This is a genomic window from Mesorhizobium sp. M8A.F.Ca.ET.207.01.1.1 (assembly GCF_004794715.1).
Classification (GTDB): domain Bacteria; phylum Pseudomonadota; class Alphaproteobacteria; order Rhizobiales; family Rhizobiaceae; genus Mesorhizobium.
Map to the genome: position 1 here is coordinate 1 of NZ_SRUS01000540.1, position 289 is coordinate 289.

The following is a 289-nucleotide window of genomic DNA, read 5'->3' on the forward strand; positions in this document are numbered from 1 at the left end:
CCGATCCGGGCGCCCAGCGCCTGCGCGGCATCTTCGATGACCCAGGCCCCGGCGCGGCGGGCGATGTCGCAGGCCCGTTCGACATCGGCGATGCGACCGCCGAGGTGGGTCGGCAGGATGGCCAAGGTGCGCGCATCGGCCAAGCGCGAGAGCTGTGCCGGATCAAACTCGAAATGGCCGCGGCGGGTATCGCACAGCTGCACGCGCAGGCCGAGGCTGTGTACCGCGATCGGCACCAGCGGGCAGGTGTAGGCCGGCAGGATCACGGTATCGCGCTTGGGTGCGCGCT

The 289-nt window shown here is 71.3% G+C and carries 1 protein-coding gene; it reads right to left on the reverse strand.

Annotation, left to right across the window (positions count from 1 at the left end):
- Positions 1-289, reverse strand: a 289-nt coding sequence (locus tag EN850_RS35740) for a DegT/DnrJ/EryC1/StrS family aminotransferase (protein ID WP_189591360.1), incomplete at both ends; no start/stop codon positions are given.